Origin of the sequence: Fibrisoma limi BUZ 3, assembly GCF_000296815.2 — a bacterium.
Taxonomy (GTDB): Bacteria; Bacteroidota; Bacteroidia; order Cytophagales; family Spirosomataceae; genus Fibrisoma; species Fibrisoma limi.
Map to the genome: position 1 here is coordinate 684,799 of NZ_CAIT01000007.1, position 26,448 is coordinate 711,246.

Annotated in this window: 22 protein-coding genes; 11 read left to right on the forward strand and 11 right to left on the reverse strand. The window is 51.8% G+C overall.

From position 1 onward, the window contains the following. Positions 1-8: 8 nt before the first annotated feature. The 3 genes from BN8_RS18990 to BN8_RS19000 all read right to left on the reverse strand — a co-directional run bounded on the left by BN8_RS18990 (position 9) and on the right by BN8_RS19000 (position 2,332). Entirely contained in the window at positions 9-635 is a 627-nt protein-coding gene (locus tag BN8_RS18990; RefSeq protein WP_040006258.1) for an FHA domain-containing protein, read from the reverse strand. A 93-nt stretch (positions 636-728) separates the two neighbouring features. Beyond that, positions 729-1,520, reverse strand: a complete 792-nt coding sequence (locus BN8_RS18995) for a hypothetical protein (RefSeq protein ID WP_009283545.1) — start codon at positions 1,518-1,520, stop codon at positions 729-731. A 71-nt stretch (positions 1,521-1,591) separates the two neighbouring features. After that, positions 1,592-2,332, reverse strand: a complete 741-nt coding sequence (locus BN8_RS19000; protein ID WP_009283546.1) for an FHA domain-containing protein — start codon at positions 2,330-2,332, stop codon at positions 1,592-1,594. Positions 2,333-2,665: 333 nt separating this feature from the next. Between BN8_RS19000 and BN8_RS19005 the strand changes: the two genes are divergently transcribed. Next, on the forward strand, positions 2,666-3,922 hold the full coding sequence (locus BN8_RS19005; RefSeq protein ID WP_040006259.1) for a hypothetical protein: 1,257 nt from the start codon (positions 2,666-2,668) through the stop codon (positions 3,920-3,922). Between the two features lie 51 nt (positions 3,923-3,973). Further along, a complete protein-coding gene (locus BN8_RS19010; protein WP_009283548.1) occupies positions 3,974-4,798 on the forward strand; it encodes a hypothetical protein in 825 nt (274 codons plus the stop codon). A gap of 128 nt (positions 4,799-4,926) precedes the next feature. Here the strand turns inward: BN8_RS19010 and BN8_RS31945 are convergent, their stop codons facing one another. The 4 genes from BN8_RS31945 to BN8_RS19030 form a co-directional block, all read right to left on the reverse strand. Further along, positions 4,927-7,224 carry a PQQ-dependent sugar dehydrogenase gene (locus BN8_RS31945; protein ID WP_009283549.1) on the reverse strand — a complete coding sequence of 766 codons (2,298 nt, stop codon included), beginning with the start codon at positions 7,222-7,224 and terminating at the stop codon, positions 4,927-4,929. 218 nt (positions 7,225-7,442) lie between these two features. Beyond that, complete coding sequence (locus BN8_RS19020) at positions 7,443-9,575, reverse strand: M3 family metallopeptidase (protein WP_374755531.1); 2,133 nt, start codon at positions 9,573-9,575, stop codon at positions 7,443-7,445. 207 nt (positions 9,576-9,782) lie between these two features. After that, positions 9,783-11,315 (reverse strand): sulfatase family protein, encoded by a 1,533-nt coding sequence (locus tag BN8_RS19025; protein ID WP_009283551.1) that lies wholly within the window; start codon positions 11,313-11,315, stop codon positions 9,783-9,785. 146 nt (positions 11,316-11,461) lie between these two features. Then, entirely contained in the window at positions 11,462-12,370 is a 909-nt protein-coding gene (locus BN8_RS19030; RefSeq protein WP_009283552.1) for a helix-turn-helix domain-containing protein, read from the reverse strand. A 149-nt stretch (positions 12,371-12,519) separates the two neighbouring features. Here BN8_RS19030 and BN8_RS19035 point away from each other — a divergent pair, with 149 nt between their 5' ends. From BN8_RS19035 to BN8_RS19060, 6 genes are all read left to right on the forward strand, one after another. Continuing rightward, a complete protein-coding gene (locus BN8_RS19035; RefSeq protein ID WP_009283554.1) occupies positions 12,520-14,667 on the forward strand; it encodes a glycoside hydrolase family 36 protein in 2,148 nt (715 codons plus the stop codon). A 20-nt stretch (positions 14,668-14,687) separates the two neighbouring features. Then, positions 14,688-15,542, forward strand: a complete 855-nt coding sequence (locus BN8_RS19040) for a phytanoyl-CoA dioxygenase family protein (protein WP_009283555.1) — start codon at positions 14,688-14,690, stop codon at positions 15,540-15,542. A gap of 112 nt (positions 15,543-15,654) precedes the next feature. Continuing rightward, complete coding sequence (locus BN8_RS19045) at positions 15,655-17,049, forward strand: sugar porter family MFS transporter (protein WP_009283556.1); 1,395 nt, start codon at positions 15,655-15,657, stop codon at positions 17,047-17,049. A gap of 220 nt (positions 17,050-17,269) precedes the next feature. Further along, entirely contained in the window at positions 17,270-18,181 is a 912-nt protein-coding gene (locus BN8_RS19050) for a helix-turn-helix domain-containing protein (RefSeq protein WP_192579079.1), read from the forward strand. 29 nt (positions 18,182-18,210) lie between these two features. Further along, entirely contained in the window at positions 18,211-18,696 is a 486-nt protein-coding gene (locus tag BN8_RS19055) for a DUF2141 domain-containing protein (RefSeq protein WP_009283558.1), read from the forward strand. Further along, positions 18,683-19,609, forward strand: coding sequence for an oxidoreductase (locus BN8_RS19060; RefSeq protein ID WP_202806397.1), 927 nt, complete (start codon positions 18,683-18,685; stop codon positions 19,607-19,609). The genes BN8_RS19055 and BN8_RS19060 overlap by 14 nt, the downstream gene beginning before the upstream one ends. A gap of 189 nt (positions 19,610-19,798) precedes the next feature. Here the strand turns inward: BN8_RS19060 and BN8_RS19065 are convergent, their stop codons facing one another. The 3 genes from BN8_RS19065 to BN8_RS19075 form a co-directional block, all read right to left on the reverse strand. Then, a complete protein-coding gene (locus tag BN8_RS19065; RefSeq protein ID WP_009283561.1) occupies positions 19,799-20,251 on the reverse strand; it encodes a hypothetical protein in 453 nt (150 codons plus the stop codon). 117 nt (positions 20,252-20,368) lie between these two features. Then, on the reverse strand, positions 20,369-21,640 hold the full coding sequence (locus tag BN8_RS19070; RefSeq protein WP_009283562.1) for a dicarboxylate/amino acid:cation symporter: 1,272 nt from the start codon (positions 21,638-21,640) through the stop codon (positions 20,369-20,371). Between the two features lie 91 nt (positions 21,641-21,731). Next, on the reverse strand, positions 21,732-22,259 hold the full coding sequence (locus BN8_RS19075) for an acyl-CoA thioesterase (protein ID WP_040006348.1): 528 nt from the start codon (positions 22,257-22,259) through the stop codon (positions 21,732-21,734). 171 nt (positions 22,260-22,430) lie between these two features. Between BN8_RS19075 and BN8_RS19080 the strand changes: the two genes are divergently transcribed. From BN8_RS19080 to BN8_RS19090, 3 genes are all read left to right on the forward strand, one after another. Beyond that, on the forward strand, positions 22,431-22,880 hold the full coding sequence (locus BN8_RS19080; protein WP_009283564.1) for a DUF2147 domain-containing protein: 450 nt from the start codon (positions 22,431-22,433) through the stop codon (positions 22,878-22,880). A gap of 102 nt (positions 22,881-22,982) precedes the next feature. Next, the gene (locus BN8_RS19085; RefSeq protein ID WP_009283565.1) at positions 22,983-24,146 is read left to right on the forward strand and encodes a flavin-containing monooxygenase; all 1,164 of its coding nucleotides are present in this window, start codon (positions 22,983-22,985) and stop codon (positions 24,144-24,146) included. 58 nt (positions 24,147-24,204) lie between these two features. Continuing rightward, positions 24,205-24,390, forward strand: coding sequence for a CsbD family protein (locus BN8_RS19090; protein ID WP_009283566.1), 186 nt, complete (start codon positions 24,205-24,207; stop codon positions 24,388-24,390). Between the two features lie 57 nt (positions 24,391-24,447). On the opposite strand, the gene treZ is transcribed toward BN8_RS19090, so the two are convergent. Further along, the gene (gene treZ, locus BN8_RS19095) at positions 24,448-26,295 is read right to left on the reverse strand and encodes a malto-oligosyltrehalose trehalohydrolase (protein ID WP_009283567.1); all 1,848 of its coding nucleotides are present in this window, start codon (positions 26,293-26,295) and stop codon (positions 24,448-24,450) included. Positions 26,296-26,448: the final 153 nt, after the last annotated feature.

The following is a 26,448-nucleotide window of genomic DNA, read 5'->3' on the forward strand; positions in this document are numbered from 1 at the left end:
AACATGCCTTATACTGTTGTAAATCCGATCACCGTACGTCCGTAGTCCATATCTTCTACCTGGCGGTATGCTTTCTGCAGCGATTCGGCCAGTTGAAGCGTTTTCAGCACCAGCTTTGTTACACCAATCTGTACTGTGTCCCCATCATTCAGATAAATTCGGTCGAATTCACCCAACCGGGCCTCTTCCCCGTTGAGATACGTACCATTCGTACTGACCTTCCAGGTTCCATCGGGCCGGACTGCACCATCCTGAAGAATGTAGTTGATTCCCCCCTGCTTATTGATCCTGACCTCAATCGTACAATGTGGCCGACTCATGTACTTATCATCGGTTTTAACCATGTGATCTGACGGTGACACATTCGACATCCGGCCAACTGTATTGATGCCAAGCCGCAACGAAAAAGTCTGCGTTGCGGTGTGTTCATCCTTGACAATAAGCCACCCTAATTCAGCCGGCATGGCTGTTTTCACTTGGGTTTGCTCATCATCAGATTCAACCGGTCTGGGAATTGGGTTTAGGTAACCACAGGCCGGGCACTTAGCCTCTACAAGTTTCTGAGGATTCTGAACCTGTAGCGTGGCCCGGCATTTGGGATTACCGCACACAATTCGCAAAGAAGGTACGGCCATAGTCGTGCTGTATTGAAGAGAAACACACTCGTAGCCCGACGGGATACAAAGCGTTTACCGGAAAAATACCTGCTCAAACGCAGCACCAAACAATCAGGTAAATGCCCCAATGCCGCTATGATCGTCGAGATCAGTGCTGAGGTCAGTAGGGTTGTCAAGACCAGTTTCTAAGTCAGAGATCAGCTGGTCATGGTTCACATCCGGATTGGCATCATCAACGAGAGCTACCATACCAGACGAATTAACGTCATCAGCACTAACAACCGTTACAGACTGCTCATCATGCTCTACAACGGATACATTTGGCTCATCAGCAAGGGAAACCTGTGGTAATTCATCCGGATTATTGCTCGCCAGCAACGACGTTTCGTGTTGTGCATGCTTATGCGGCAACAGGTTATTGTCTGCCAAAAACGCATTACGCTCATCCGGAGTCAGCATGGCTTCTTCCTCCTTGGTATAAGTGTTGTAAAGGCCTCCTTCGTAGGTAAACGTGTGGCCGGGCCCCATAGCATGACGAGCCTCAGCAAAAGCCTTGTCAAACCCGGTCAGGCCAGCAAAAGGATCGGAATTAACCGGCGTCGGCGTTGCACCACCGGGTGGCTGTGTAGTGGCCACGACTGCACCGGTAGTGCCAGCCCGGTTGGCATCATCGTCATCACCTGATGTGTCATTGTCCTGAGATACTTGATTTTCACTGTCCTCAAGCATGCTTAATCCGTAAGCAGCGCCACCCAGGGCTGCGGTACCGACCGCAGCGGCTCCAATTGCTTTTTTCTGATCGCTGGACAAGGATTTGTTTGACGCAGCGTCGTTTTCGGGCTGCTGGCCCGATTGATCATAGGCAGATCCCTCTCCAGGATCGTAGGCGTCGTAGGTTGCCATGGGAAGAATAGATTTGTATGGTACGGATATTAACTGAAAGGCCGCGGGGCGGCTTTATAAGCAAACGATTATTAGTCAGCCCAATGGGCTTTGCACTCCCGGCATTGCCGCCGGCGAACCAGATCGGCATAGGGAACATTTCCCAGAAACACGCCACAGGATGGGCAAACGTAAGTGCGCTTGAACTCCTTGTCGAGGGCCAGCAGTTTCTCGGAAGGATTCAGAAACTCGGCCGCTACGATTTGACCAATGGCAGCGCCTAAAACGCTCACCATGATGCCCATAGGCCCAAAAGCCAGGCCAATTAGAGGAGTGAGCCCAAACGAGGCTCGCAGCCAAGCCTGATGCCGTGGGCTATTGATCTGGATTGCTTCACGGGCTGCCGTATAAGTTTCCTGCATGGAGATCAGCCGTCTAAACTCCGCCGTAAAATCCAGCGGATCTGTCTTGGTCGGAGTCACCGGCACATCCAGCCCAGCCAGTTCGGGCTTTTCCCAGTCTGGATGCGGAGCTGTGAGTTTAACCGGCCGGGGCTGGGCGTAGGCGAACGGCAGTGCGTGCTTTAAACTGAAGATGCGTTGCGGATCGACGGGCGTATCCTGTCCCAGAACAATCCGGCTTTCCACCCCTATAACCGTGCGGGCTACCCGACGGCCATCTACGAACGTACCATACGTCGAATCATTATCCTCAAGCAACACAACGTGATCCGTAATAAACGTCACACGGGCATGGCGTCGGCTGACACAGGGATTGTCAACAACAAGATGATTCTCGGCCGATCGGCCGATGGTGAAAGTAGTATCATTCATAAAGCGTGGATAGAGCAATTGATAATCAGCGGTATCAATCACCGCTTAACTAGTCAAATTGTATGGCAAAATGAAAAAATTTTAGCATATAATAAATGAAGACCTATTATTTTTTTTAAAAGGTCGATGCTTCCTCACCAGCGAGTCCATCAGGTAAAAGGCCCTGTATCACAATAGACTATGGTATGTCATGCACCAAAATGGTCCTTGAGTTGATCCGAAGTTGGCATCATCAAATATTTATACATGGGCATTGCGATGAAACGAAAAAAAATACGTTTTTCGCAAATACCGTTGGGCTTCCAACTAGATCCACACTTGAGCTTACTGACTATGCTGCCTAAACTTGACCATTATCCGGTGAATTGGGTCGACGGGATGAAGATTGCCCGCAGGCATTTTACCGACTTTGAACATTTCATCAGCGATCACCTGCGCGACACAGCAGCCGTTGGACTAACCACCTATAATTATGGGCTGCTGCCCTCCGACCAGCCAGACTTTAACCTTCAGGTTATTATCGACCAAAGCCAGAACGTACGGGCTCAGCTTACCAATTGCCGGGCAATTACGGGTGCTGGCTGCCGAATTGAGTTAGTTAACCATCCGATTGATCTGGCGACCAGCCTAACGGACATCCTTACAAAGTTTAACATGCCTATGGCCGATGAGCTTAACTTCCTCATCGTGCTGTCAGTTGATTTATTTGCCCGTAAAGCGCACGGGATGCCAACCCCTGGCGAGCAACCTCCTCGTCCACCGTTTACACTGCCCTCTTATCAACTAAGTATTGTTCCCCGCCACCAGTTCGTAGGTCAGTTGGACACCCGGACCAACTACAAATCGGCTCAGTTTGAATCATTTCATCTGATTGTTGGGCACATTATCGGTAAGTACGGTATCCTGAGCAACAACGATGCCTACATCCCTGCATGCGCAGCAATTGACAGCCACCCCCGTCTCCGAAGCTGGGCCGATACGTTACATCGGATCCTGGCCGAAGTGCAGCGGGATGCCTTCCTGATCGTAAATAAGGTGTGTGAAAAACGGGGCACAGAACAGGCCCGTCGAGCGGGTCCGTTGGCCGAATTAATTCGGGACCTTGCTGAACAGGTTGCAACCGGTCTCGACAACCCACTCAATCAATACCAGTTTACAGCGCCTGAGCGGCCACCAATCTATTGGCTACAAGCCATTACACTGGCCACCCGTCGTCTGAAAACTGCTATTAGCTGCCTGAATGATCCGGCCTTGAGCGGCAGTGTCCGAATGGGCCGGGATTTGGTACTCAAGTATTTTCAGGACTGGACCAGTATCTCTCCTGATCAGCTAATGAATAAGGATATAGATTTGGTCGTAAACTTTGATTACGATCATAGCGACATTAACCCGCACTTAAATGCGCTATCGCAGTGCTGGGGCGATATTCACAAAATCTTCAATCAACTGGCCCAACTGGAGTATATAGGCCAGCAGCCGCAGGATAAACATATCCGATACGACTCGGTCGTCACCGATAAAAAAGATATTCCAAACAATTCTGCCATTCCGGGTTCGGGTCCTTATCGTCCCCGGATGACTGGTCGATAATCTAACTTCCTATCCGCTTATTTACCCCTTACCTAGTTTGTACCGTCAACCATGGAACCATTAAATAAAACCGAACGTAACACTTCTCTCATCAACTTTATCGCTGTTTATGTTCTGATTCTCGCCCTACCTCTCTTTTTATCGTATTGGATGGGCACCAAAAAAGGCGGCAAAGGAGGCAATCAGAAAGCTATTAGTGAGCAGGAAGCCCTTGTGAAAGACATGGATGTTCTGCAGCAATATGTGAAAGATATAGAAGAACATAACCAACATATTCCGGCTGAAGGACTCCCATTCGAAACCTGGAACAGTTGGCTGACCAAAGCCGAACAACAAAACACTGAGTTTTTCAAAAAGATAACTGATTTTCAGGCAAAGCGTAATTATACCGGTGCTCGGCTTCGGATTCGCGATAATGCGTGCGCTTACTTATTCCAGATTTCAAAAGAGCGTGGCAATTATATTCAAAAGCGGAGGGCTCTTTTAGGCGTTCAGAATGGCACAGCCGAACTCCGACGACTACAAAACGAAAACAACCAGCTTAAATCTGAAAAACAGGGATTACAGAATAATCTCAACGTCATGCTGGCTCAGAGTCAGAAAGCCGCTGGAGCGGGGGGCGGTGGAGGGGCGCAGCAACCTAATCCGCAGATCGAAGAGTTGAAATGGCAAATTCGGTTTAATGATGCCAACTGCAAAAAGATCCAAGCTGATATCCTGGAAGCTTACAACGAGAATTCGAAGCGGAGACAGCTATACTCTGTTGCGCGGCAAAACTTTCAGATCATTACTCAGAACGCCCGGAGTAATTTTGCCATTCAGCAGCTTGCCTCTGATAAAATTCTGGAAATCGACCGGCTCATGAGTCGACTGTAAGTGATCTCCTGCTTTCCCCAACAACCTTACCTCAAATTTCAATCTACATTTTCTTTTCAATTCGAAACGCAAACTGGCTGGTGGGCTTGTTTCACGTAGCGTCTCCCACCAGCCAATCTTCTCCCTCATTACTGCCTCAGCACCTTCGTCGTCCGCTGCCCTGTCGATGTATATACCCGCAACAGATACATACCAGCCGAGCGGCCTAATGGTACGGTGATGCGTTCAGCCGTACCGGCCTGATTCACAATTGCCTGCCCGACCACCTGACCGCGGCTATCAAGTGTCTTCAACTGCACCCGCTGCCCGGCCGCGCCACGTACTTCCACGTCGACGGTTTCCGAAACAGTAGGATTACCCAGCACTCGTATTGACAGCGCTTCAGCCTGTTCTGCCATCCGGCGTGCACCACTGAGACAACTGTTCACCCAGGTATACGTGAAGCTGGCTTCGGTCGGCGTGCCCTGCTGGGTGGCCTTCAGCACAATCGTAGGGTTGTCCGTATAGATACGCAGTGAATACGGTCCCGGCGATGTAGTCGGTAACATCTCATTAACGACTGAAAAGCTAACAGGTTGGCCATTCAGCCCGCTGTACTGAGGTGTAAAAATCAGTCTGCGCTCACCAGGGGATAAACTTTCGCAGCCATTAAGCGTTACTCCGGTGATCGCAAAACCCGATGGCGGATTGGTTGAACCAGGAGTAACCGTCAGGGTAAACTGCGTACTCACCGATAAGCTGCCCGGATCAGTAGCCATTACGGTAACTGTTGATACACCCTGAGCATCAAGCGTTCCGCTAATTGTGTTAGGTGCAACAAAAGTAAGTCCGGCTGGTAAGCCAGTTACCGACAGCGTCAGCGCGTCGTTATTAGCATCACTAAACGTATTGGCGGGTATGATGAATGAAAAAGGTTGACCAACCTGTCCCGATTGCGCCCCGATAGTATTCGCCACAATAGGCGCCGTATTACCCGATCCCGGCGAATTCCCATTACAGGCCGCCAGCCAGTTGTACGTAAAGCTAACCTCGCCGGGCATACCATCCAGCCGCGCCCTCAACACGATGGATGGATTATCGGTATAAAGATTTATGGTATACGGACCAGGATTTGTGGTAGGCAGAGACTCATTGACCACCCGGAACGTGATCGGTTGTGTAGTCTGGCCGGTGTATTGTGGCGTAAACGTCAACGAACGCTGGCCAGGCGATATCACACTGCAGTTGTTCAGCGTAACGCCGGTGATTGCAAAGTCGGTCGGGGGTTCAGGTTCGTCAGGACCAGTATATACAATCTGATATAGAGCACCATCCGCCCGACTCAGGAAATAAAGATTACCATCGGGGCCAGTTGCCATGCTAACGCCGTATCCTGGAATACTATTGGCAAACGGCGATTTATTACCGGCCACATCGATCAGATTGATGAAGGGTCGGCAGAAATCCTGGTAAAAGTATTTTCCAATGTATACGGCCGGATAATTGGTCGTTGCAGGGTTAAAAAACGTACCACCCGTGATTGAGCAGCCAATTTCTTCATTATTCGCGTGCGGATAGGCATGGACTGGATTGACAAAGTTCGGGTTGTTACTAGGCCCTTCGGCCTGTGGCCAGCCAAAGTTTCGGCCTCCTACCGTAGCGTCGTTTATTTCTTCCCAGTTATTCTGCCCCACGTCATTAACAAAAATTCGGCCCGTTCCCGGTTGAACGGCAATCGTATATGGATTACGTAATCCATAGGCCCAGATGCGTCTGGTCACATCGAGCGGTGCGTTCGCAAACGGATTATCGGCCGGTATCGATCCGTCCGGGTTGATGCGAAGGACCTTGCCCAAATGATTCGTCAGGGTTTGTGCGCTATCCGGCTTCGAGTTTTCACCAACGCAGATGTACAGCTTTCCATCGGCTCCAAAAGCAATTCCCCCGCCATTGTGATTGGACGCTTCCAGCCGTTCCGTATCCAGCAGCACGGTTTCGCTACCAGGCACCACCTCATCCGCATTGGCCTGGGCGGTAAATCGGCTTACGCGGTTATGGATTGTACCAGCGGATGTCGTGTAATACAGATAAATGTATTGGTTAGACGCAAAATCTGGATCAAACGCAATACCCAACAAACCACGCTCCCCTTCTGCATTGACAGGTAACTGAACAAACGGAGTGGGCAGCAACGTCCCATTCTTGACGACGCGCAAAGCACCCGTCTGTTCCGCAACAAAAATGCGCCCATCCGGCGCAGGCACTACCACCGTCGGTTGATTAATCCCATTGGCAACCAGCACCTGGCTAAAATTAGCCGGATACGTTTGGGCATGCGCCCGGTTCGACAATACCCATACCAGCAGCACCTGGCTCAACAAACAGAGACCAGAGTAGAAAAGCTTTCTGGCAGACAGCCCTTTCGTAACGTTGTAGTTATTTTCCATACTTGTTTTTTATGATTAAAAACATGATTAAGTTGTAATAAATATAGATACGGTGCTATTCATATTGAAGTTTTTTGTCTATTAATTATTTTATATAAAATTATCTAGATCGTACTTTTTGGCTTTATAAACACCAAGTAACTGATAAGCCCACAAACGAACTGAGCCGCTCCGAATGGGAGCGGCTCAGTTCGTTTGTAGGCTAAGAATGCGAAGCTTTACAGAATCAGACCGCTCCGACGTAGCATTGCTTTTGGCGACGGTTCGCGGCCCCGAAATTTCTTATACAGTTCCATCGGTTTCTCGGTGCCGCCTTTTTCCAATACGTTCTTCCGGAAGTTGTCGGCAACCTCACGGTTATTCAGACCACCTTTCTCCTTGAAGAATTCGAACGCATCGGCATCCAGCACTTCCGACCACTTGTAGCTGTAATACCCAGCCGAATAGCCACCCGCGAAGATGTGCGAGAACGCAGGGCTGAAGGCAATGCCTTTCACCGGCGGATACAGATTTACCAGCGAGTCAATTTTGCTTTCGACTTCTGTCACCGACTCGTCGGTCGGCTTCTGGCTGTGCCAGTACATATCAACCAGACCAAACCGGAGCTGGCGCAGGTTGGCTACCCCGGCCATGAAGTTCTGGCTGGCGCGAATTTTTTCGATCAGCTCGGCCGGAATCACTTCGCCGGTCTGGTAGTGCTTGGCAAACAGCTTCAGCGCTTCGGGATCATAGCACCAGTTTTCCATCACCTGCGACGGCAACTCAACAAAGTCACGCGTTACGCTCGTACCGCTCAGGCTCTCGTATTTACCGTTGGCCAGCATGCCGTGCAGACCATGGCCAAACTCGTGGAAAAGCGTCGTCACCTCACCGAAGGTCAGCAGCGACGGCTTGGTTTCGGTGGGTCGTGTAAAGTTGCAGACATTGACGATGTGCGGACGAATGTTGACGCCGTTCTCGACCTTCTGACCCTGTACGTCGTTCATCCATGCACCAGCCCGCTTGCCCGGGCGTGGGAAGTAGTCGCCGTAGAACACGGCCAGGAACTTACCGTCTTTGTCAAATACCTCGTAGGCTTTTACCTCCGGATGGTAAACCGGAATGCTCTTGTTTTCCTTGAACGTCAGGCCATACAGCTTGTTGGCTACGGTAAACACGCCATCCAGTACGTTCTCCAGTTTGAAGTACGGCTTCAGCATTTCATCGTCCAGCGAATACTTCTCTTTCTTCAGCTTTTCGGCGTAGTAGCTGTTATCCCACTGCTCCAGCTTATCGCCCTGGAAACCGTGAGATTTAGCGTAGGTTGTCAGCTCAGCGTACTGTTTTTCGGCCGCCGGGCGTGCATATGATACCAGTTCCGTCAGGAAGCTCTGCACTTTATCTTTTGATCCGGCCATGCTTTCTTCCAGTACGAAGTCAGCGTGAGTCTTGTAGCCCAGCAGGTTAGCCCGCTCGTAGCGCAGGTTCACAATCTTCTTGATGATCTCCTGGTTGTCGTTCTTGTTACCCTGGAACCCCCGTGAGTTGTACGCCAGAAACAGTTTCTTACGCAGCTCGCGGTTGTCGGCATACTGCATGAACGGCCCGTAGCTTGGTGCCTGGAGCGTAAATACCCAGCCCTCCTTATTTTTCTGCTTGGCAGTAGCCTTGGCTGCTTCACGGGCAAACTCCGGCAGACCGGCGAGGTCTTTCTCGTCGGTCACTTCCATCATGAACTCGTTGGTTTCGTTCAAGACGTTTTCGCCGAATTGCAGTGAAAGCTGGGCCAGTTCCTTGTCGATAGCCCGCAGCCGCTCTTTCCCTTTTTCGTCCAGATTGGCACCGTTGCGGGCAAACCGCTTGTAGGTTTTCTCCAGGAGCATCTTGCTTTCGGGGTCCAGCTTAAGGGATGCCCGCTGATCGTACACCGCCTTCACCCGCTTGAATAGCTTCTCGTTCAGGGTGATGTCGTTGCCGTATTCGGTCAGGAGGGGCGATGCTTCCCGGACAATTTTCTGAAGGTCAGGGTTGGTTTCGGCACTGTTCAGGTTGAAGAGCACGGAGGCTACCTTGCCCAGCAGATCGCCACTCCGTTCGAGGGCTACGATTGTATTGTCGAAGGTCGGTTTGGCCGCGTTGTTCACAATAACGTCGACTTCCTTACGACCTTGTACCAGACCCTCTTTCAGGGCAGGCAGGTAATATTCGTTCTTTACTTTGTCGAATGGAGCCGTTTGATGAGGTGTCGTATACGGCTGTAAAAAAGGATTCTCGTTCATTTTCGCTTTATCTGGCGAAGGCTGGGCATAAACGGCCGGAACCAGAGCTGCCACTGCCGAAGCTGTCAAGATGGTTTGTCGAAGTGATAACATACGATTTTGCATGATCAGTTTCCCAGAAAATTACGAAACAATGACAAATCATACAACCCATATTTGCACGAATGGAATATGGCAGGGATAAATGGAAAACAAAAAACAGGCACAAACCAACTGACTATCTTACCGTTGCGCAAGCATCCAATCAGTTCGTGCCTGTGATACGTAACTCAGCCGTCGGCTAATCAGCGCCGGCTCCGGCTAATACGTATTTTTATTTTCATGGTCGCCGAAACGCGGCTTTACCGTACGCTTCAGGGGGATTTCCATGCCGCCGGTGCTTTCGAGCCAGTCGTAAATCTGGTTGGCCATTTCCTTGATCGTGGTCTGGTGCTGCGGATCTTTGATGAGGTTATTCATCTCCTGCGGGTCCTTCTCCAGATCAAAAAACTCGTTGGAATCCCAGATGCCGTGGTAACGAACGTACTTGTAGCGATCGGTACGTACGGCGTGGACCGTGGGCGTGTGCGGAAAGTCATACTCCCAGTAATATTCGTAAAAAATCTTGTCGCGCCAGTCCGGAACCGACTGACCCTGCAGCAACGGCATGATCGAACGTCCTACCATCTGCGGGGCTTTCTGCAAACCGGCCAGTTCCAGAATGGTCGGCGCTACGTCCACGTTCTGTATCATCTGCGCTACGGTAATACCGGCTTTAATCAACGCCGGACAACGTACCAGAAACGGCACCCGCATGGACTCCTCGTACGCCGTCCGCTTGTCGATCAGGCCGTGTTCGCCGAACATAAACCCGTTGTCGCCCATGTAAATGACCAGTGTATTTTCGGCCAGGCCGTTGTCATCGAGGTATTTCAACACCCGGCCGATGCTGGTATCCATGCTTCGCAGGGTCTCGCAGTAGTCGCGCACAAACGAATCAAACGTAGTAGAGCCATGATAGAGGTAGTCAACGCCGTGCCAGCTATACCGCTGCCGTCTGACCCAGTGCGGCACCCCGCTTTCTTTGGTTTCCGGGTTCTGATTGCGCGGATCGGTCTGATAAAACGAAGCCGGGTACTGAATCGGCGACTGGGCGAACCGATTGCGGTCAGCGCGGGAAGGCTGGAATTGGTGGTGTACCGATTTGTGCGACAAGTACATAAAGAATGGTTTGTCTTTATCGCGTCGATTCAGAAAATTCAGCGCGTAGTCAGTAAGTACGTCGGCGATGTAGGCGCTATCGCGGTGTTCGACCCGTTTGCCGTCTACGTTCAGGACGGGATTGTAATACACCCCCTGGCCCCGAAAGCTCACCCAATGGTTGAAGCCTTTGCGCGGCCGGTCGTCTTCGTCGCCCATGTGCCACTTGCCCAGAAAAGCCGTCTGGTAACCGGCCTGCTGAAGGTACTGGGGGAAATACGTCAGCGTGGGCGGTTCGGGCGCTACGTTGTCAACCACCGTATGCTGGTGCGAAAACAACCCCGTCAGGATACTGGCCCGGCTGGGCGAACACAAAGCGGTCGTAACAAACGCCTTGGGGCAATGGGCACCTTCGCGTCGGATACGATCCAGATTCGGCGTTTGAAGCCAGGGCGCAATGGCCGGCTTCATGAAACTCATAAAATCGTACCGGTGATCGTCTGACAGGATAAAAATGACGTTGCGCGGCTGGGCCGCATTCGGCCTGGCAGTTCCAGCGAGTCTGGGCAACGGTTTTGGTGCCGACTGGTTTTGCTGCGCCCAGCTACCTATTGACAGGAGGAGTAAAAGAGAGAGTAAACGAAACCGGATCATAAGCTAATGAATGAAGTAAAAGCAACAGCAACCAGTTGCAAGCTACTATTTTTCCATAAGGCACCCACGGGCGAATACTCCTCATTCGGTAACGTAGCACTGGTATGTTATCGTATCGACGGCCAACATTCTGTACCTCAATCTCACTACGTTCGGCGCTGAATTCCTTCACTCTTTTTGTACTCCGCCGGCGAAACGCCCATGTGTTTTTTAAACAGCCGTGAGAAATAAAACGGATCGTCGATACCCAACTGCGACGCGACTTCATTAATCCGCAGATCGCTAAAGTGAAGCAATTGGCAGGCCCGCTGCACACGTAGGTGATTGAAGTACTCGATCGGTGCGTAGCCCGTATCCTGCTTGAATTTTCGGGAGAAAAACGAAGCCGACAGATTTGCCGACTGAGCAATATTATCCAGCGTCACGGTCCGCGAGAGGTTTTCCTGCATAAACAGAATGGCCTTATCGGTGGGCGACGTACCAGATGTAACAATGTCGGGCTGGAAGTTCTCGGGCAGCACGAACGATGCCAGGAAATACGGCAATGTCAGGTTAGCGAACAGCAGGTTGGTTGTGCCATAGCCCTTCAGAAGCGTATCGAAGATGCGGTCGAAAAGGATAACCCGCTCGTCGGAATACGGTACCCGAAGCGGGTGGGGCGTGTTGCTACGCTCGTCTACGATAGTACTCACCGACTGCCCACAATGTGTACCACCAAGATGAAACCAATGGATTGTCCACGGATTATTGTTATCTGCACCGTAGGAATGTGGCATATTGGCTGGAATGGCAAACACCTCTCCGGCCGTCAGTAAGACCCGGTGGTTGGGTAACTGAATCCATCCCTGCCCGTCGGTACAGTACAGCAAAATTACCTGCGAGATACCAGTGGGACGCTGGTAATAATGATATCGGGCTTTTGGGTAAAACCCCATGCGGGTAATGAACAGGCTGTTGATCAGCGGCATGGTTCGGCATCGCTCCAGTGCATCCTTTGGAATTTCGATAATACGCTCCCCCGCAAAACCCTGACTTTTCCGCGTCACTGTGCTCATTGTCGACTGAATTCAATCATTCTGCTGAAAGATAAAATAATCCATGTTTAGGCCAAAATACTTCATCTGACCAATCTTCGGAAAACCGAATTTTGGGAATGTAAAATGCAATACCGAACCCTAAACCATACCTTTTTAAGCTACTGATAATGCGACCTCACTGTACCCTATTTCTTCTGGTCATACTCGGCTGGCATACGGTGGTAGCTCATCCAACGCCGACTTCCCCACCCTTTGCCAGATGGACAACCACCGAACTAGCCCTTTCCAACGGACTTGTCCAGCGTACGATCAAGCTGCCGGCTTCCGATGGAAGCTTTTTAACTACTCAGTACAAACCAGTTGATGGAGAATTCAACTATTTCATCAAAACGAATCCTGATTTTCAATTTGAGCTAAACGGCAAGTCGTATACAGGTTCAGCGGATTGGAAGCTGGTAGCTGTTCAAAAAATTACCGATGCAAAACAAGGCGACGGGGCGGCTGTCACGCTGCAGAGTAAAGACGGCACCGTAGAACTGACCGTAAACTTCTTATTGTACCCCAACCTGCCTGTTATTCGGAAAAGCCTGACCATTAAGAATCTGGATAGCGAACCTGTACGCCTGGAGTCGGTCGATGTGGAGAAGTTTATTGTAACCCCGTATAAGGCCACTACGTTTAGCTGGATTTGTCACGATTATGGCAGAAGACGTTCCATTGGACCCTATGATGGTAATATGCAGGATGCGTTACTGACGGTTCACAACAGTGATTGGCAACAGGGCATTGTGATTGGCAACGAAGCCGCTGGCGTAGTCAAACATACCTCTGTATTCTGGAATGAACCAGCCATTCTGAGCGGATTGACGCACAAAGAAGCCAGATTCCCTTTTCGAAAATACATTGGCAAGGGTGAGTCATTTACAACACCGCAGGTTTTCACCATCGTTTACAACAACCACAAAGACCCTGACGGAATTCTTAATACCGCCGTGCCGGATTTCATCCGGAAACATCTGGGGATACGACTATCGGAACTGGACCAAAAGCCCACCTTTGTTTATAATACGTGGGTACCTTTTCGTCAGAACATCGACGAAAAACTGGTCATGGAACTGGCCAAAGCGGCCGCTGATGCCGGTATGAAAGAATTTGTGATTGACGACGGCTGGGCGGACAATTACGGCGATTGGATCATCGACAAGAAGAAGTTTCCCAATGGGCTGAAACCCGTTTTCGATTACATCAAGTCACTGGGCATGAAGCCGGGAATGTGGGTAAGCGTAGGCAGTGCCTCGCCCGACAGTAAAGTGTACAAAGCTCATCCGGATTGGTTCGTACTTGACGAAAATCAACAGCCCGCTAATCTGCACGAAGACAACCCAAACATGCGTACCGCCTGCTTTGGTACCGGCTGGCGTGGTTACATCAAGGACGTATTGCTCAAACTAGCGCTCGACTACGGGCTTGAATACCTGAAGCTTGATTTTACGGTCGTAACCAGCACGTACCGGTTCGGCAACAAAGTAACGGGCTGCTATGCTACTAATCACAAAGGGCATAAAGATCACCACGAGTCGCTATACACTAATTACGAAGAGGTTTGGAATCTCTTTGATGAGCTGCATGCGGCCAAGCCTGACCTGTTCATTGATTGTACGTTCGAAACGATGGGGGGCTTGCAACTGATTGATTACGCCATGCTGAAACACGCCGAAGGCAACTGGTTGTCCAACTTCAACGGTCCGGATGCCAAAGTCGATTTGCGCGTCAGGAACATGGCTTGGTGGCGTTCGCCAGCCATACCCGCTACGGCACTTGTTATCGGTAACCCGGAGATGCAGGATACGGGCTGGGAAATGCACATCAAGTCGCTGGCGGGGGCTCTACCCATCATGCTGGGCGACCCCCGGAAGTTATCGGCTGCTGATCTGAAAAAGTACCGGGCCTATGCCGACTTTCTGCAGGCGATGGAGCGTCGGCACGGTATCATGAGCTTCCGGCAGGATCTTCCCGGCTTTGCCGAACCGTCGGAAGGGCGGTGGGATGGCTTCCAACGTATCAATACGGATACCCGCAGCGGAGGACTGGTGGGCGTTTTCCGGCACGGCGCAGTCGAAAAGACACGTCAGGTGACCATCAACTACCTTGACCCGAAGCGAACGTATCAGATTAAAACTATGAATGGGAAGACGATGACGACGCTTACGGGAGAAGCGCTGCAAACCACCGGATTTACAGTAACCTTGAACGAGTCCTACGACGGTGAACTCTTCGAAGTTACGGATACGCTACTGACTGCGAATACGAAATAAAACTTTAAACGTCAATCGTCATGATCAATCAACCATTGACCCCGCAACAGATTCAGCAGTACCACCAGGATGGTTACCTGATTGTACGAGGTTTTCTAAGCGCTGAAGAGGTCGAAAAGCTCTATCACACTGCCATTGAAGACAGCGCCATCAGTAAACACGCCATCAACGTCAACGACAGTACCGGCAAGCGGAGCAAGCTGTCGCTCTGGTACAAACCCGGCGACGATGTATACGGCCTGCTCACCCGCAGTCGGCAGCTCGTTGAGTCGGTAGATAAGCTGCTCGACAATCCGGATTCAGCGCGGTCCGTCGCTACGGTTTGCCATTTCCACTCGAAACTGATGCAGAAAGAACCGCACGTTGGTGGGGCCTGGGAGTGGCATCAGGACTATGGTTACTGGTATAAAAACGAGTTCCTGCTGCCCGACCAGATGATGTCGGTCATGGTGGCCATTACCGACGCTACGGTCGAGAACGGCTGTTTGCAGGTTATCAAAGGCTCGCACAAAATGGGACGGGTTGAACACGGCTTCGCGGGCGAACAGGTCGGGGCCTCGCAGCGCTACGTGGATCTGGCCCTGAAAACAATGGAGCACCTATTTGTGGAGTTGAAAGCGGGCGACGTCCTGTTCTTCCACAGTAACATCCTGCACCGGTCAGAAGCCAACCTGTCGGACAAGCCGCGCTGGTCGATGATCTCCTGCTACAACCGCCAGTCGAACATTGGCTATAACGATTCAGCGTCGTCCTCGTCGAGCATTACGCCTATTGACGTGGTACCCAATGAAGCGCTGCTGACCTGGGACGCGGCTGGTTTGCTGGAGGAAGGCGCTGATTTTCTGAGCAAAGAAGCCGATGTATCGCTGAAGTAACACAGCATTCAACGGTTGCTCGCTGTCCTTGTAAGTATTCCTTATCATTTGGTTGTCATGCGTATAGACACAAATGGCAAGGAATACATACATCTAACTAAACCCTCAACCTATGGCCCTTATCATCCAGGCTCAGTCAGCGATCAGCACCGCCCCGGTGTCCATCAACCGACGCTACGTTTACCTGATCAGTGCGATTGCGGCTTTAGGTGGCGTTTTGTTTGGCTTTGATCTGGTCATCATCTCCGGTACGGTTCCGTTTTTCACCCAGTATTTTGAGCTTGATGAGTTTCAGACGGGCTGGGCGGTTGGCTGTATCAACCTGGGCGCAGCCATCGGGGCCTTGCTGGCCGGCAGGCTAAGCGACTCACTGGGCCGCAAAAGACTGCTGATGGGCTGTGCAATGCTGTTTGCCCTGACAGGTGCCGGTACGGGCTGGGCCGGAAGCTTTCCGTCGTTTATCGCGTTTCGGATGCTGAGTGGCGTAGCGGTGGGAGCCGCTGCGCTGGTCTGCCCCATGTACGTGGCCGAGATGTCGCCGGCACCCATGCGCGGTCGGATGGTGTCGTTTTATCAGTTGTCGATTGTGATCGGTATTCTGCTGGCGTACCTGTCCAACTACCTGCTGCTGAACACCGGTGCCAACAACTGGCGGTGGATGTTCTCGTCGCAGTCGGTGCCGTCGCTGCTGTTTTTTGTTGGTTTATTCTTCGTCGCCGAAAGTCCACGGTGGCTGATTGGTAAGCAACGAAACCAGGAGGCTGAGGCTGTTCTGAACCGGATCGGTGGTCGCCTGTATGCCAATGAAGAAGCAGCTCAGATCAAAGCCAGCTTCGCGCAGGAAACCGCACTGGCGGCCGCCCGCACATCAGTTAGTGATCTGTTTCGAAAAGAGCTATGGCCAATCGTTTTCATTGGCGTTGTCGTAGCCGTGTTCTCGCAGGCAGTCGGCCAGAACTCGCTATTTTCCTACGCGCCGGAGTTATTCAGCCAGGCCGGTATGGCGCAGGATTCGGCCTTTCTGCAATCCATCATCATCGGGGTTATCAACCTCATTTTCACCTTCGTGGCCATCGGCACCATCGATAAAGCCGGACGCAAAAAGCTCCTGCAATACGGCTCCGCCCTGCTTTGCCTGGATGCCCTGGCGCTGGCAGGTGCCTTCTACTGGCAGTTACCCGGTGCCTGGGTACTCGCGTTTGTGCTGGCCTTCATCGCCATCTATTCCGCTACGCTGGGGCCGGTTACCTGGGTTGCTTTATCGGAGATTTTCCCGAATCGAATCCGGGGCAATGCCATGGCACTGGCTACGCTGGCTTTATGGATTACCAACTTCTTTACCACGGCTTCCTTCCCGATTATGAAGGAGTATCTGGGCCTGCCCACTACGTTCGGAATTCATGCGGTGCTCTGTTTCATCTATTTCCTGTTTGTCCGGGCTCGTATTCCTGAAACGAAAGGCAAGTCACTTGAGGAAATTGAGCGGGAGTTGACCCGTTTGGGCTGATTAACAGGTACCAGACTGGTATGTTGCGGCAGAAGCCGTTTTCGAGCATCGAACAAGTTCACATTGCACACCGCTCCTCCGTTCAGAAGGGTCAGGCATCCAGCGAACGGCCGCTTACTAACAGGCATAGATCGGGCATTGTACGGTACCCGTGACGCCAATGTTCATGGGCCTGATGGATTGTTATATTTGTCTGAACATGGTTTATTTTGGCCGGTGTATGACTGATAAGCATCATGAGCGTGTAACCTTCAAAGGGTTTGTTAATCAGTTCATGGCCATCACCATGGACAAATTTGCGTTTTCGGCAAACAGCATCCAGATCTATCCGCTGTCGATGGCTCCGGCGGGTATAATAACCCCAAGCCCCCTATTCAGGGCCGAGTACAACTTTTTACTGCTCATAACCGAAGGCGGGGGCAAACAACAGATCGACAATACCCTTTTTGACTTGCACCCGAACGATATTCTCTTCATCCGGGAAGGCCACCTGAATGCCATCCACTCTATTGAGGCAAACACAGACGGGTACTTTATTTACATGGAAAGTCGGCTACTACCCCAGCTTTTTGCCGACAGCACCTTGCTTCACCGGTTTACGTTTCATCCAAAACACTCGGTTTCCGGCGCCGACCTGAAATGGCTTGTTAACTGCTGTAAGCTGCTTATCAACCAACAGAACACCAGCCCCCATGCTGAAGCAATCAGGGTGGTTCTTCTCCGGGCTATATGGCTGAAATTGGCGGAAGCATCGGCCGCAGCCCGCTCCAGACCAGACCGGCCATCCGAAATAACCATGCTGTTCAAAGAGCGGTTGTATGAACATTTTTCGACAACCAGGAACGTAGCATTTTACGCCGATTCACTGGCCGTTTCGGAGAATTATCTCAACCGATGCGTTAACCGGGCTACGAACAAACCCCCAAAACAGCATATCAACGAAATGGTGATCATTCATAGCAAGTTGCTGCTACAGGATCGCTCAAAAGACATTGCCCAGGTTGCCTTTGCCCTTAATTTTTCGGACCCATCCTATTTCGGTCGGTTTTTTAAGCAGCTGACCGGTCAGACACCTTCCGAGTATAGAAACACCCTTAGGCAAGATTTGTCCGGGTACAGGCATGATTTCTGACAACAGCGGGTCAGTAGTCTTCTCCACCTTTGCACCGTTATTTACCGACAAAGGTTTTCATCCCTGCAATCAACTTTATGCTTCGCTGTATGACGCCAATCTTTCTTTCAGGCTTTCTGGCATTGATGCTGTCGGCAGCCCGCTCCACGCTGCAGCAACCGCCGTTATTGATTGAGATTACGAATGTTCAGCCCAACCGGGGAAAGATTGTAGTTGAACTTTACAAGGACAAGGCAGACTGGCTTAAAACGCCGTTTCGTAAACTTACGCTACCTGCTGACAAATCCACAAAAACCGCTTCTTTCACTGTTCCGCCCGGGCAGTATGCTGTTTCTATTTATCAGGACAAAAACGAAAACGGAACGTTAGACCAGAACTTTCTGAATATCCCGAAAGAACCGATCGGATTTGGCAACAATTATCGACCCTTCGGAAAACCTAAGTTCGAGTCTTCGGTGATTCGTTATAACCCCAGCTCAAAACCAGAGGCCATCAACCTGTTTGAAGCACTTTAGTCCGAAAAAAATGGGTAATAAATGGAGCCTGCAACAGGTAAAGCCGCAGCCCGGGCGGGTTGCCATCGTTACCGGTGCCAACAGCGGTATAGGCTACGAAGTCGCCCTTGGATTGGCTAAAAAGGATATAGAAGTCATTTTGGCCTGCCGCAATGGGCAGAAAGCGGATGAAGCCCGGGCTAAAATCATCGATGAATACGCCGGAGCCAGAGTTAATTGCCTGCTGCTCGACACAAGCAGCCTTCGCAGCGTCGAAGATTTTGCTGCTCAGTTTAGTGCTAAGCACCAAACGCTGGACCTGCTCATCAACAATGCCGGAATCATGATGTCGCCCTACGAGGTTACTGAAGATGGCTTCGAGAATCAACTGGCTACGAATTATCTGGGCCATTTTGCCCTTACGGGTCGGTTGCTGCCGCTGATGACCCGCACCCCTGGCTCCCGGATTGTCACACTAAGCAGTTTGTCGTACAAATGGGCTGAGATTCAGTTTGGCGATTTTCATGCGGAGAAGGGCTACAGCCGTACTAAAGCGTATGGGCAAAGCAAGCGGGCCTGCCTGATGTTTGCCTTCGAACTACAACACCGGTTGTCGGCTGCTGGCTACGACACCCGCTCAGTAGCCGCCCATCCGGGTCTTTCCAAAACGAATCTGGATCAGTATTTCCCGGCACTCATTCGGCCGCTGGGCAATCTTTTTTTACAGCCGGCCCAGCAGGGCGCGTTGTCGGTGCTGTATGCTGCACTGGATACCGCCATCAACGGCGGTGAATTTGTTGGTCCCGACGGATTTCAGCAGATGAGAGGTTATCCGGTTGTAGTCGACTCCGACGAATACGCTAAAAACCGCGAGCTGGCAAAACGCCTGTGGACAGCCAGTGAATTCATGACGCACGTTCACTTCCTCAGTTAACTATGCGTTTAAGCCGACTTGAGCTTAATTGCTTTCATTGACTCATTCTTCATTGGGTTCGTATCCCCGAAACAAAAGGCAAGTCACTGGAGGAAATTGAGCGGGAAATCACAATTGAACGCTAGCCTATATACGCAAAAGCAGATGAGACAACGTTCTACACTGTCCCATCTGCCTTTGTAAGCCCAATTAATACCGCCGACCGTAGTAGGGCCCGCGATCGTAGCCCCGGCCGCGACGTTCGTAGGGACGAAGCCGCTCAACCACAATGGCCCGCTGATTCGGCGTTAGTACCGCCATCATGTCGTAGAACTTACGGCGCTGCATATCCCGGAACGCATCGCGCTGGCGCGGGTCGCGCATATTAAAACGCTGATTATCGTAGCTCTCGTGAATCCGGCGCAGTTGGCGCTCCTGCCGACGGGACAGATTCAGGTTGCGATCCCACCAGTCGAGGTGCTCTTCAAAGTGCTCATCACTGAAATCATAATTGTATTCCTGCCGACCGTAGCCCGGTTGCTGCGGATAGGGGTTGTTATACGTAGGCCGCTGCGGGGACGGATAATCGTAGCGTTGGGCAGTAGCTGCCCCGGCGGTGAGCAGCCCAATTGCTGTCACCGCCATCATCATGACTCGTTTCATGGGATCGGTATTGTTTTCAGGTTGTATTTGTCCCTTTGAACACCCGCCCTTGAAAAGGTTTAATCGAGTCTTTGAATTTGTCTAAAATTTTTCACCCTTGTCAAATGACAAACATTTCTAATACTTGTAATTCGTCAACGCTTCTTCCTCTTCCTTACCGAGTACGCGGTTATACTTCCGGCGGTCGAACTCGCCTTCGTTGTTGGCGATGAAGATCGTTGCGACGGTATTGCCGATGATGTTGGTGATACTCCGGGCTTCGGACATGAACCGGTCGACGCCCAGCAGCAGGGCCAACCCCTCGACCGGAATTACCTGAACGGCCGTTAACGTACTGGCCAGCACGATGAAACCGCTGCCCGTTACACCCGCGGCCCCTTTGGACGTAACCATCAGAATGCCGATGATCGTCAATTCCTGCCCCAACGTCAGGTCTACCCCAAAAACCTGTGCCAGAAACACGGTTGCCATCACCAGATAAATCGTAGTGCCATCCAGATTGAACGAATAACCGGCCGGTATCACCAATCCCACCACCGAGCGTGAACAGCCCAGGGTTTCGAGTTTGTCCATGACCTGCGGCAGCGCCGACTCCGACGAGGACGTACCCAGCACGATTAATAACTCTTCTTTGATGAACTTTAACACCGCCCACAGACTGACTCTGTAGTAGCGCAGAATCAGGTTCAGCACCACGAAAATGAACAGGATCATGGTCGTGTACACAGTTCCCATCAGCTTGGCCAGGGGAAGCAACGTAGCCAGGCCGTATTTCCCGATCGTGAACGCCATCCCGCCGAATGCGCCCAGCGGAGCCAGCACCATCACCACGTTCAGGATGTTGAAAAACACCCGCGACAGTCGCTCGAAGGTCTGGATCAGTGGCTGTCCTTTGTCGCCCATGCGCGTCAGCCCAACGCCGAACAGAATGGAGAACACCAGCACCTGGAGAATATCCCCTTCCGCAAAGGCTTTGACGGCGTTGCTCGGCACGATGTGCAGAAAGAACTCCGCCCAGTCCATGCCCTTGCCTTTTTCGGCGTACTGGCTTACATCGCCCCCCTGCACCGCCCCCGTCTGAACGCCCTCGCCCGGCCGGATCAGATTGGCAACAACCAGCCCAATGATCAAGGCGAACGTGGTTACCACCTCAAAGTACAACAACGCTTTACCGCCAACCCGCCCGACTTTCTTCAGATCACCCATATTACTGATACCCAGCACAATGGTCAGGAAGATGATCGGTGCGATCACCATCTTGATCAGGTTGATGAACAGGTCGCCGAGGGGTTTCAGCTTTGTAGCCGTATCCGGGAAGAAATAGCCCGTCAGGATACCCAGCGTAATGGCGATCAGGACGCGAAAAGTCAGGTTGTTCAGGAGTTTCATCAGTTGTGGTACCGCAACGGTTCGGAGTCAGGTTGTCATACTGAGTGGGTTACTACTCAACATGACAACCAGGGCAAGGTACTGAAAATAATTAGATTGAGGCTACGGGCTGCAACTGCTGCTTGATGTGCCGAATCCGCTCGTTGAACTGGAGGCTGGCAAAATCAACGTTCGGAACCACTATCGTGTCGAGCAGTTCCATCACGGCCGGGTGGTGCGAAATACGTTTACCGGTTTCTACACTGACGTATTTCGAGGTCATCCACAGTACGTTCTTAAGTTGTGACTTGGCGTCGTCGGTCATGTAAAACTCGGTCACCAGCGTATCTTCGTCGTAGAAGATGACCCGCGACATGATGCGTACCCATTCACTGACCAGCGCCGGCCGGACGTAGGCGATCTGGTGCTGATACACCACCCAGCTCGTTTTAAACTCCCGAAACAACTGGCCGGGATTAAAATCATAAAGCTTAGCCACCTGATCCTCACGGGCGTTGAAGTAATAATCGAAGTACTTCGAGTTGTTCAGGTGCTGCAATGGATCACAGTCCTGAAACCGGATTATGGCCCGGGATTCGGTCTCGGTCGGGTATATTCTATTTGGATCGCGTTTGAACATGAGGTATTGAATTTGCATCGACTACAGCCCGTGATTTATATTCCCGGGTGGCCGTCGATGGCTGCATAATTTCACACAAAAATCCATCTAATCCGTAAATACATGTAATCAGAGGTAAGTTATTTGCGTTAGTACAACTAAATCATCATTTAATTCCAAATTTCAGTAAAGATGAAGTCATTTCGTGTTGCACTCCCCGCGTTCATTGTCATACTTTCTTTATTATCCTTCCGTACCGTTGATGAGTCAGACGCCGTTGTCGGTACGTGGCTGAACGGCACCCAAAAAGGCCAGGTTGAAATATACAAAAAAGGAGGTACGTATTTTGGCAAGTTAGTCTGGTTGAAAGAACCCAACGATCCTAACACCGGCAAGCCTAAGACGGACATCAAGAATGCCGACGCGTCGAAGCGCAACCGTCCCTTGATGAACCTCAACATCATGTACAATTTTAAGTACGACGGTGCCAACGTCTGGAGCGACGGCAAAATCTACAATCCGGAAGACGGCAAGGAATACAATTGCAAAATGACGCTCAAAGATCCAAATACGCTGGACGTTCGGGGCTACATGGGTATCTCGCTGATCGGAAAAACCCAGACCTGGACGCGGGTAAAGTAAATTCATCATTAACCGCCAAGACGCAAAGGGTAGCGCAAAGATTGCCAAGTTATTTACTTTGCGTTCTCTGCGTCCCCTTGGCGTCTTGGCGGTTAAAACAATATGACGAACACGCTTATCATCGGTGCAGGTCCGGCGGGACTGGCCATAGCCGGACAACTGGCCCACCGCAACCTGCCCTTTACGGTGCTGGAAGCCAGCGAATACATTGGAATTGCTTGGCGGAACCACTACGACCGGCTGCACCTGCACACGGTTAAGGAACACTCGGCTTTGCCGCACTTCCCCTACCCAGCCGAGTATCCTACCTACGTCTCGCGGCTCCAGGTGGTCGAATACCTGGAACGTTATGCCGAGCATTTTAGCATCCGCCCCCACTTTAATCAGAACGTAGTATCGATTCGTCAGAACGACGCCGGTACGTGGCAGGTACAGACCAGGACGGATACGTTCGAGGCAGAGCGGGTTGTTGTGGCAACGGGCTACAATCGCATTCCAAACGTACCGGAATTGCCCGGACAGCGCAACTTCCGAGGCATTATCTGGCACAGCCGCGATTATCGCAACGGCGCTGCGTTCCGCGATGAGAACGTACTGGTCGTGGGCATGGGCAACACCGGTGCCGAAGTGGCCCTCGATCTGCTCGAACACGGTGCCCGGCCGTTTATTTCGGTCCGGCGGCCGATCAACATTGTCCGGCGCGAGGTATTTGGACGACCGGCGCAGCCGACAGCTATCTTCCTGAGCAAGTTCCCAAACTGGTTCTACGACTTCATGGCGCGGCTGTCGCAACGGCTGACCGTCGGCGACGTATCGGCCTATGGTCTGGGCAAACCGACTCACGCGCCTTCCTACGATACGCGCCGGGGTGTGATTCCGGTTATCGACATCGGGACGCTCGACCAGATCAAAGCCGGGGCTATCAAGGTGGTGCCCGCCATCCAGCAGATCAACGCCAAAACTGTTACGTTTGCAGACGGCCGGGAGCTGCCCTTCGACGCGATCATTCTGGCAACGGGATACCGGCCCGGTATGGCGTCAATACTTGGCGAACCACTATCAGAGCAGGTTCTGAACGAGCGGGGCTATCCCAAAGCCCTGTGGTTTGACCGCCCGGACCTTCGTGGTCTGTACTTTTTGGGGTTCACGACCCCACTTACGGGTATTATCTATAACCTCAACATCGACTCGGCTAAAATCGCCAATCACATCAGCGCTCAACTCCCGAAGCAACCGGACTCCAAAAACATTACAGCCCGGCCGTAGTTTATATGATAGACTCAAGGCGAGTCGGCTATTACTCAACTATAAACGCTACACAGTTATGAACGAGACAACAATCAAAGGCGGCTGGAATGAACTGAAAGGTAAAATCAAGCAAGCCTATGGCGATTTAACAGACGACGATCTGGCATACGAAGAAGGTCAGGCTGACGAAATGTGGGGTAAACTCCAGCAGAAAACCGGCAAGACCAAGGATGAGATCAATAAAGCCATCGCTGATCTGTAAGCTTACTGAGCATATCTTAACCAACGGGCCGATCCAGTACTGGATCGGCCCGTTGGTTTATGCAGTTAAGCCGCTGTATAGCAACACACTGAACGGCGGCAAACTTACCGTCTCGCCCCCTTGTACTGATTCGGTCACCGCCTGTTTGGTCGATGTTGGGTGCGGCTGCCATTTTTCCTCGGTTGAATCCAGCGTCTTATGCCACCTTTCGTTGACCGGGGGCATGTGGTACACAAGTGATTCGTCGGATAAATTGAACAGGCAGATCAACTGTCGTAAACCGTCTTCCTGTTGACGAACGAGTACAAACCCTGCCTGGGCCAGCGGATACGCTCGTACGGTAGTCTTGTTGACCGATTGCAGAGCCGGATGGGTTCGGCGTAACTGAATCAGGGTTTTGTTCCACTCCAACAACAAGCGGTATTTGCCCTGCGTACGTTTATTCCAGTGAAGTCTGGAGCCTCGGAAGGTTTCTTCGGCCTGCGGATCAGGCGGTTCAACGTCCCACTGAAAAGCCTTGAACTCTTCCTTACGGCCTTCCTGAACGGCCTTGATCAGCTCTTCTTCTGAATGGCTGACGAAGTAGTAGAACGGCGCATCTTCGCCGTATTCTTCGCCCATGAACAGCAACGGTACGTAGGGCGATACCATCAGGGCAGCCGCGGCCACTTTCAGCCGGTCGAAATCGACCAGCACCGACAGGCGCTCTCCTTTGACCCGGTTGCCCACCTGGTCGTGGTTCTGGTTGAACGCAATGAACCGATCCCCGGGGATACCTGCCGATGAGGCACCGTACCGACGTTTCCGGAATTTGACGTACTCGCCACTGTGCACGAAACCGTCGGTATACGCTTTTGTCAACTGCTCCATCCGGCCAAAATCTCCGTACCGTTCCCGGCCTTTTTCGTCGAGTAGTACGTAGAGCGAATGATGGAAATCGTCGAGCCACTGTGCGCTGAAACCGAAGCCCCCTACCTCAGCGGGACGGATCACCCGAGGACTGTTCAGGTCGCTTTCGGCGGTCATGTGCAGCGTTCGGCCGAGTTGCTGTTCCAACTGCCTGACCTCCCGGTTGACCAGCTCCCAGAAGGGCACCGCGCCCGAATCGAACACCGTATGGATGGCGTCGAACCGCAGGCCGTCTACGTGATACGTATCAAACCAATAGCGCGCATTGCCGGCAAAAAACTCCCGAACACCATCCGACCAATCACCGTCGAAGTTCAGGGCATCGCCCCAGGGTGTGCAGTACTGGCTCGTGAAATACGGCCCGAACCGGCTGAAGTAATTCCCCTCGGGTCCCAGGTGGTTATACACCACATCCAGAAAAACGGCCATACCGCGCTGGTGGCAGGCATCAACCAGCCGCTTCAACCCCTCAGGTCCGCCGTAGGAGTTCTGAACGGCATACGGATAAACGCCGTCGTACCCCCAGTTCCGATTGCCGGGAAACTGCGCCACCGGCATGAGTTCGATGGCATTGATGCCCACATCGAGCAGATCGTCAAGCCGTGGAATGATCGCGTCAAAGGTTCCTTCCTCGGTAAACGTACCAACGTGGAGCTCATACAAGACCAAATCCTTGAAGGGTAACCCGCGCCAGTTCGCATCCTGCCATGCGTAGGCACCATGATCAACCACGGCCGAAGGACCATGCACTCCCTCCGGCTGGTAGTTCGACGTCGGGTCGGGCGTGTCGGGCTGGCCGTCGGGCCGGAAGAAATAACGGGTACCGGGTTGGACGTCCTCTACGTCGACGCTGAAATACCCGAACGCTTCGGCCTGCATGGGAATGGTTCGTTCAGCGGGCTGCACAATGTGCAGTGTAATACTCTTTTTTTCGGGTGCCCACACCGTGAAACGGCACCGGTTACTGGCTACGTAAATAGCGCCAACTGGTTTCATGAAGGTTAGGCCGACTATACTTATATCGACCGATTAAGGAATGAGATGGATTACGTTAAAGAAACCTCGCCTGACCGTTTCTACACCCTGCTCTTCATAAGACTAAAGTATTTTACTGGTACGGAACCGGTAGAACCCCTCTCCTTGGCAAGG

Bases quoted from the DNA above. Each gene is read 5' to 3' on its own strand.
- BN8_RS19005 (WP_040006259.1), top strand. From the start codon at position 2,666: ATGCTGCCTAAACTTGACCATTATCCGGTGAATTGGGTCGACGGGATG.
- BN8_RS19075 (WP_040006348.1), bottom strand. From the start codon at position 22,259: ATGTTCAAACGCGATCCAAATAGAATATACCCGACCGAGACCGAATCC.
- BN8_RS18995 (WP_009283545.1), bottom strand. From the start codon at position 1,520: ATGGCAACCTACGACGCCTACGATCCTGGAGAGGGATCTGCCTATGAT.
- BN8_RS31945 (WP_009283549.1), bottom strand. From the start codon at position 7,224: ATGGAAAATAACTACAACGTTACGAAAGGGCTGTCTGCCAGAAAGCTT.
- BN8_RS19090 (WP_009283566.1), top strand. From the start codon at position 24,205: ATGAACGAGACAACAATCAAAGGCGGCTGGAATGAACTGAAAGGTAAA.
- BN8_RS19080 (WP_009283564.1), top strand. From the start codon at position 22,431: ATGAAGTCATTTCGTGTTGCACTCCCCGCGTTCATTGTCATACTTTCT.
- BN8_RS19025 (WP_009283551.1), bottom strand. From the start codon at position 11,315: ATGATCCGGTTTCGTTTACTCTCTCTTTTACTCCTCCTGTCAATAGGT.
- BN8_RS19030 (WP_009283552.1), bottom strand. From the start codon at position 12,370: ATGAGCACAGTGACGCGGAAAAGTCAGGGTTTTGCGGGGGAGCGTATT.
- BN8_RS19045 (WP_009283556.1), top strand. From the start codon at position 15,655: ATGGCCCTTATCATCCAGGCTCAGTCAGCGATCAGCACCGCCCCGGTG.
- treZ (WP_009283567.1), bottom strand. From the start codon at position 26,295: ATGAAACCAGTTGGCGCTATTTACGTAGCCAGTAACCGGTGCCGTTTC.
- BN8_RS19000 (WP_009283546.1), bottom strand. From the start codon at position 2,332: ATGAATGATACTACTTTCACCATCGGCCGATCGGCCGAGAATCATCTT.
- BN8_RS19070 (WP_009283562.1), bottom strand. From the start codon at position 21,640: ATGAAACTCCTGAACAACCTGACTTTTCGCGTCCTGATCGCCATTACG.
- BN8_RS19065 (WP_009283561.1), bottom strand. From the start codon at position 20,251: ATGAAACGAGTCATGATGATGGCGGTGACAGCAATTGGGCTGCTCACC.
- BN8_RS19050 (WP_192579079.1), top strand. From the start codon at position 17,270: ATGACTGATAAGCATCATGAGCGTGTAACCTTCAAAGGGTTTGTTAAT.
- BN8_RS19085 (WP_009283565.1), top strand. From the start codon at position 22,983: ATGACGAACACGCTTATCATCGGTGCAGGTCCGGCGGGACTGGCCATA.
- BN8_RS19035 (WP_009283554.1), top strand. From the start codon at position 12,520: ATGCGACCTCACTGTACCCTATTTCTTCTGGTCATACTCGGCTGGCAT.
- BN8_RS18990 (WP_040006258.1), bottom strand. From the start codon at position 635: ATGGCCGTACCTTCTTTGCGAATTGTGTGCGGTAATCCCAAATGCCGG.
- BN8_RS19020 (WP_374755531.1), bottom strand. From the start codon at position 9,575: ATGTTATCACTTCGACAAACCATCTTGACAGCTTCGGCAGTGGCAGCT.
- BN8_RS19010 (WP_009283548.1), top strand. From the start codon at position 3,974: ATGGAACCATTAAATAAAACCGAACGTAACACTTCTCTCATCAACTTT.
- BN8_RS19040 (WP_009283555.1), top strand. From the start codon at position 14,688: ATGATCAATCAACCATTGACCCCGCAACAGATTCAGCAGTACCACCAG.